The 6,074-nt window shown below is 73.9% G+C and carries 6 protein-coding genes and 1 pseudogene; 6 read left to right on the top strand and 1 reads right to left on the bottom strand.

Features of this window, described 5'->3' with window-relative positions:
- A pseudogene (locus tag STRAU_RS21555) lies at window positions 1–307 on the bottom strand (O-antigen ligase family protein); the annotation flags it as partial.
- 241 nt (window positions 308–548) lie between these two features.
- Between STRAU_RS21555 and lnt the strand changes: the two are divergent.
- The 6 genes from lnt to STRAU_RS21525 all read left to right on the top strand — a co-directional run bounded on the left by lnt (window position 549) and on the right by STRAU_RS21525 (window position 6,027).
- Complete coding sequence (lnt, locus tag STRAU_RS21550) at window positions 549–2,141, top strand: apolipoprotein N-acyltransferase (protein WP_016642493.1); 1,593 nt, start codon at window positions 549–551, stop codon at window positions 2,139–2,141.
- Window positions 2,142–2,150: 9 nt separating this feature from the next.
- Complete coding sequence (locus STRAU_RS21545; protein ID WP_016642492.1) at window positions 2,151–2,621, top strand: NUDIX hydrolase; 471 nt, start codon at window positions 2,151–2,153, stop codon at window positions 2,619–2,621.
- A 159-nt stretch (window positions 2,622–2,780) separates the two neighbouring features.
- Window positions 2,781–3,509: a hypothetical protein gene (locus STRAU_RS21540; RefSeq protein WP_016642491.1), complete on the top strand. Its 729-nt coding sequence runs from the start codon at window positions 2,781–2,783 to the stop codon at window positions 3,507–3,509.
- A gap of 64 nt (window positions 3,510–3,573) precedes the next feature.
- Window positions 3,574–4,746 carry a methyltransferase gene (locus tag STRAU_RS21535; protein WP_016642490.1) on the top strand — a complete coding sequence of 391 codons (1,173 nt, stop codon included), beginning with the start codon at window positions 3,574–3,576 and terminating at the stop codon, window positions 4,744–4,746.
- Entirely contained in the window at window positions 4,743–5,444 is a 702-nt protein-coding gene (locus tag STRAU_RS21530; protein WP_016642489.1) for an alpha-ketoglutarate-dependent dioxygenase AlkB family protein, read from the top strand. The genes STRAU_RS21535 and STRAU_RS21530 overlap by 4 nt, the downstream gene beginning before the upstream one ends.
- A gap of 106 nt (window positions 5,445–5,550) precedes the next feature.
- Window positions 5,551–6,027 carry a carboxymuconolactone decarboxylase family protein gene (locus STRAU_RS21525; RefSeq protein ID WP_016642488.1) on the top strand — a complete coding sequence of 159 codons (477 nt, stop codon included), beginning with the start codon at window positions 5,551–5,553 and terminating at the stop codon, window positions 6,025–6,027.
- Window positions 6,028–6,074 lie beyond the last annotated feature (47 nt).

The following is a 6,074-nucleotide window of genomic DNA, read 5'->3' as shown; positions in this document are numbered from 1 at the left end:
CGACGCTCTTCCGATCTGTGACATGCGGTGCCGCGGCCGCCAGGGCGACCCCGGCGAGCGCGCCCACGCAGGGCGCGGCGACCGGCAGCAGCGCCCCCGCTATCCGCCCGCCCGCGTACCCGGCGGCGACCGCGAGGACGGCGAGCAGCATCCCGTCGGGACGGCCGCCCCGCACGCCGGTCGTGATCAGCACCCAGGCCGCGCAGGCGGCGAGGATCGCGACGCCGACGGCGTCCGCGGCTCCGTGCCGCTCTCCGTGCCGCTCCCCGTCCCGGCCGGCCGTCGTGGCCGTGGCCGGCGTCTTCATCGACCCCACCCCGTCGCCCCCCGCTGTGTGACGGGCCCCGACCGCACGGCGCGCTGTCCGCATGGCTTGATCTCGCCGCACGTCAGGGACTTGGGGACACGCTAGCCGCTGCGGGCACGAATTGTGGAGATCTCGCGCAGGAACGATCCGGCAGAGGGGGTGGAACGGGCAGGCGGGACGGCCGCGCCGACGCCCCCGACCGCGCTGTCCGCGCCCAGGTGACGCGCCGTACACTCCCGGAGTGACCGCCACCACCGCTCCCACCGACGCGTCCGAGCAGACCGCACCGCAGCCCGGACCGGAATCGCGCGCCGAGCGGATCAGACGGCGGCTGATTCCGGCCGCGGCGGCGGTGCTCGCCGGAGTGCTCCTCTATCTGAGCTTCGCGCCGCGTGAGCTGTGGTGGCTGGCGCCCTTCGCGTTCGCGGTCCTGGGATTCGTCCTGCACGGGCGGCGCCCGAAGTCCGGGTTCGGGCTCGGACTGCTCATGGGGCTCGGCTATTTCCTGCCGCTCCTGTCCTGGACCGGCGTCGACGTGGGCCCGCTGCCGTGGCTCGCGCTCGCCGTCGCCGAAACGCTGTTCCTGGGCCTGACCGGCCTGGGGATCGCCTTCGTGTCCCGGCTTCCGGTGTGGCCGGTGTGGGCCGGCGGGGTGTGGATCGCCGGGGAGGCGGCGCGGGCGCGCTTCCCGTTCGAGGGGTTCCCCTGGGGCAAGGTCGCCTTCAGCCAGCCCGACGGCCTGTTCCTGCCGCTTGCCGCGCTCGGCGGCACCCCGCTGCTCGGCTTCGCGGTGGTGCTCTGCGGCTTCGGGCTCGCCGATGTCGGGCGCCGTCTCAAGGCCGATCCGCGCGCGCGTGACCGGGCGCTCGTCACCTCCGCGGCGCTCACGCTGACGCCCGTGCTCGCCGGGGCGGCCGCCCTGCCGCTGGTGTCGAACAAGGCCGAGCACGGCACTGCGACGGTCGCCGTCATCCAGGGCAACGTGCCGCGCATGGGGCTCGACTTCAACGCCCAGCGTCGCGCCGTCCTGGACCACCACGTGAAGGAGACGCTGCGCCTCGCCGCCGAGGTGAAGGCGGGCAAGGCCAAGCAGCCCGATCTCGTCCTGTGGCCGGAGAACTCCTCCGACATCGACCCGTACGCGAACCCGGACGCCTACGCCGTGATCGACAAGGCGGCCAAGGCCATCAAGGCCCCCGTGTCCGTGGGCGCCGTCGTCACGGCGAAGGACGGCAAGCCCCGCAACCGGCAGATCCTGTGGGACCCGAAGACGGGGCCGGGCGCGACCTACGACAAGCGCCACCTCCAGCCGTTCGGCGAGTACATGCCCTACCGCGACTTCTTCCGCGTCTTCAGCTCCGACGTGGACCGCGCCGGCATCTTCCAACCCGGTACGAAACCGGCCGTGTTCGACATGGCGGGCACCGGGATCGGCCCGGTGACCTGCTACGAGGCCGCGTTCGACTCGGTGGTGCGGGACCAGGTGCAGGAAGGCGCGCAGATCCTCTCCGTGCCCAGCAACAACGCCACGTTCGAGCGCAGCCAGATGACGTACCAGCAGCTCGCCATAGACCGGGTGCGGGCCGTCGAGCACGGCCGGGCCGTGCTGGTCCCGGTGACCAGTGGGGTCAGCGCCGTGATCCGCCCGGACGGGTCGATCGCCCAGCGCACCGGGATGTTCACGGCCGAGTCGCTGGTCGCCGACGTCCCCAGGCGCAGCTCCCTCACGCCCGCCACGCGCCTCGGCGTCTGGCCGGAAGTGATCCTCGTGCTGGTCGGCGCGGCGGGTATCGGCTGGGTGATCGCCCGCCGGCGGGCCGAAGCGGCCGGTTAGGGTCGGGGCATGGCTACTCCGGACTTCATCCGCACCCTGCGCGCCGACGCGGGCCATCAGCTCCTGTGGCTCCCGGGAGTCACCGCCATCGTCTTCGACGACCAGGGCAGAGTGCTGCTCGGGCGGCGCGCCGACAACGGCAAGTGGTCGGTCGTCGGCGGCATCCCGGACCCCGGCGAACAGCCCGCGGAGTGCGCCGTGCGCGAGGTCTACGAAGAGACGGCGGTGCGGTGCGTCGCCGAGCGCGTGGTCCTGGTGGAGGCGCTGGAGCAGGTCACGTACGACAACGGCGACATCTGCCAGTTCATGGACATCACCATCCGCTGCCGGGCCGTGGGCGGCGAGCCGCGCGTGAACGACGACGAGTCCCTGGAGGTCGGCTGGTTCCCGCTGGACGGGCTGCCCGACCTGCACGAGACCGGGCTCTTCCGGATCAAGCAGGCGATGGCCGACGCGCCCACGTGGTTCGCCCGCGGCTGAGCCACGCGGCGCCTAGGGGCGGGGCGTCGGGCCCGCCGCGCGCGGCGCCGGGCGCCATGGTGACGGCCCGCCACAGCGTGTAACCTGCACGGACATTGCCGGGCACCGTCCGCGGCGCGCGGCCCGCGTGCCGCGGAACCACTGGGACAGGGGCGGGAGTTGAGCCGGAGGACCTGCGGCCTGACGCTGCGCGGGCTCGCCTGCGCGCTGTTGGCCTGGCAGGTCTGGCTCGTGTGGCACCTCAGTACGTACGGCGTCGCCACCGTCGGGTGGGCCTGCGACAGCGACGGCTGCGGCAGCGATCAGCTCGCGGTCGTGGCGCCGGAGATCGGCATCGCCTCCGCGGTGCTCCTCGGCTGTCTCGCCGCGCGGTTCCTGCACGGCGCGACGGCCGGCGCCGTGATCGCCCTGAGCGCGGGCGGGGCCGCCGCCGGGTGGTACGACGCGGTGGCCGACGGGCGCGTAGGGTACGGCACGGTCACCGACTTCATGCTGGTCGTGCCCGCGGGCCGGCACACCGTGTCCGGCTGGCTGGCCTTCTCGTGGTCGGTCGCCGCCTTCTCGTGGTCGGTCGCCGCCGCGGGCTGCTTCGTCGCCGTCTGGGGCGGCGCCGTGAGCCTGCGCCGGACCGCCGCGCTGCGCAGGCTGCGCGGCGACTTCACCACGGCGCAGGCCCGCCTGGAGGGCTGGCGGCCGGTGCGCGGCAGGCGCGGCGAGGTCACCGTCGTCTTCCACGACACCCGGGGCGCCCGCCACTCCGTGCCCGTCGTCGTGGACCGCGCCGCCCTGGACCGGCCCGTCCTCGCCGTGTACGACCGGGCCCGCCCCGCCGACCCCGGACGCACCCGCGTCGCCGTGCCCCGGCGCAGACCGCTGCGCCCGTCCTGAGGCGTGCCGCGGTACTCGGCGTCCAGGGATCCCGTACGCGGCACTCCGTTAGCCTGAAGGCACGATGAACCGTTTGAGCACGTCATGGGGCGAGTACGACCTCACACGCTTCCCGGAGGACCCGCGCGACACCCTGCGGGCCTGGTCCGCGGCCGACGCCTATCTGCTGCGGCACCTGGCGGGGGAGACAGGGGAGGGCGACGGCGAGCCCGTCGCCCTGGAGGGGACGGTGGCCGTCGTCGGTGACCGGTGGGGCGCGCTGACCACCGCGCTGGCCGCGCACCGGCCCGTGCAGATCACCGAGTCCTACCTCGGGCGCCGGGCGACCCTGGCCAACCTCGCGCGCGCGGGCCTTCCGGTCCTTCCGGTGGACGAGGCGCGCCTGCTGACCACCCGGGACGCCCCGCCGGAGCGTGTCGACGTCCTCCTGGTCCGGGTGCCGAAGAGCCTCGCGCTCCTGGAGGACCAACTCCACCGGATCGCCCCGGCCCTGCACGCGGGCACCGTCGTCGTCGGCACCGGCATGGTCACCGAGATCCACACCTCGACCCTGGAACTCTTCGAGCGGATCGTCGGCCCGACCCGCACGTCCCTCGCCCGCCAGAAGGCCCGCCTGATCTTCAGCACCCCGGACCCCGGGCTCCGGCCGGGCCCCAGCCCCTGGCCGCGCAGCTACGTCCTGCCCGCCGACTCCGGCGCGGGCGCGGGCCTGACGGCCGTCAACCACGCGGGCATCTTCTGCGCCGAACGCCTCGACATCGGCACCCGCTTCCTCCTCCAGCACCTGCCGCCCAGCAGCGGCGACGCGCACGTCGTCGACCTCGGCTGCGGCAACGGCGTGCTCGGCACGGCCGCCGCGGTGGCCAACCCCGAGGCCCGGGTCACCTTCGTCGACGAGTCGTACCAGGCGGTGGCCTCCGCCGAGGCCACGTTCCGGGCGAACGCGGCGGGCAAGGCCGACTTCGTCGCCGGGGACGCGCTCACCGCGATGCCGCCGGAGTCCGTCGACCTGGTCCTGAACAACCCGCCCTTCCACAGCCACCAGGCGACGACCGACGCGACCGCGCAGCGCATGTTCCGCGGCGCCCGGGCCGCCCTGCGCCCCGGCGGCGAGCTGTGGGTCGTCGGCAACCGGCACCTCGGCTACCACGTACGCCTCAAGCGGCTCTTCGGCAACGTCGAAGTGGCCGCGAGCAACCGCAAGTTCGTGATCCTGCGGGCGGTCCGCCGCGCATGACCGGGGAGCTGTTCCCGCGCGAGCGCGCCGAGGTCGCGCCGGGCGCGGTCCACGTGCCCGACTGGCTGGACCTGCCCCGCCAGCGGGAACTCGTCACCGCGTGCCGCGCGTGGGCACGCCCCCCGGCCGGGCTGCGCACGGTCCGCCTGCCCGGCGGCGGGACGATGACCGCGCGGCAGGTGTGCCTCGGCCGGCACTGGTATCCCTACGGGTACGCCCGCACCGTCGTCGACGGGGACGGCGCCCCGGTCAAGCCGATGCCGGCGTGGCTCGCGCAGCTGGGGCGGACGGCGGTGCGGGACGCGTACGGCGAGGGTGCCGTGCCGGGGGACGGGGCGGCCGACGGCGCCCCGTCCGCGTACGACATCGCGCTCATCAACTTCTACGACGCCGACGCCCACATGGGCATGCACCGCGACAGCGACGAGAACTCCACCGCCCCTGTCGTCTCCCTCAGCCTCGGCGACACCTGCGTCTTCCGCTTCGGCAACACCGAGACGCGCACCCGGCCGTACACCGATGTGGAGCTGCGCAGCGGCGACTTGATGGTGTTCGGCGGCCCTTCCCGATTGGCGTACCACGGGGTGCCGAAGGTGCACCCGGGCACGGCGCCGCCCGGCCTCGGGCTCACGGGGCGGCTCAACATCACGTTGCGGGTGAGCGGGTGGGAGACCGGGGCGGACACGGGGCCGGAGTAGGGCGCCGTCCGCGCGGGAGACGGGGGTCACATTCGGCCGTGTCACAGGGGGCCGGGCCACTTCGTCTCAGGGGGTGTAGCCACGGACGAGCACGGAGGAGCACCCCATGGACGCGCGACTGAACTACTTCGCCAACCCGGCCGCGGGCAAGGTCATCAAGTCCCTCATGTCGGTGGGCAAGGCGGTCAAGGAACTGCCGCTGCCGGCCGCGACGCAGGAGCTGGTGGCGCTGCGCGTGAGCCAGATCAACGGCTGCGCGGCCTGCATCGACATGCACACCAAGGACGCCGCCGCTGCCGGTGAGACCTCGGTGCGGCTGAACCTGGTGGCGGCGTGGCGGGAGGCCACGGTCTTCACCGAGGCCGAGCGGGCGGCGCTGGAGCTGGCGGAGCAGGGGACCAGGACCGCGGACGCGGCCGACGGAGTCTCCGACGAGGTGTGGGCGTACGCCGCCGAGCACTACGACGAGGAGCAGCTGACCGCCCTGGTGGTCATGGTCTCCCTCATGAATATGGTGAACCGGCTGAACATCATCACCCGTCAGCCGGCGGGCAGTTACGAGCCCGGTCAGTTCCACCACTGAGCACCGCAGGCACCAGCACCAGCACCGGCACGGGAACGAGCGGAGGA

The sequence above is a fragment of the Streptomyces aurantiacus JA 4570 genome (assembly GCF_000414115.1).
GTDB lineage: Bacteria > Actinomycetota > Actinomycetes > Streptomycetales > Streptomycetaceae > Streptomyces > Streptomyces aurantiacus_A.
The sequence above is the reverse complement of the archived record's forward strand: the minus strand, read 5'-3'. Positions and strand labels throughout refer to the sequence as shown.

Coding starts and splice junctions, on each gene's coding strand:
- STRAU_RS21545 (WP_016642492.1), top strand. CDS start 2,151: ATGGCTACTCCGGACTTCATCCGCACCCTGCGCGCCGACGCGGGCCAT.
- STRAU_RS21535 (WP_016642490.1), top strand. CDS start 3,574: ATGAACCGTTTGAGCACGTCATGGGGCGAGTACGACCTCACACGCTTC.
- STRAU_RS21530 (WP_016642489.1), top strand. CDS start 4,743: ATGACCGGGGAGCTGTTCCCGCGCGAGCGCGCCGAGGTCGCGCCGGGC.
- STRAU_RS21525 (WP_016642488.1), top strand. CDS start 5,551: ATGGACGCGCGACTGAACTACTTCGCCAACCCGGCCGCGGGCAAGGTC.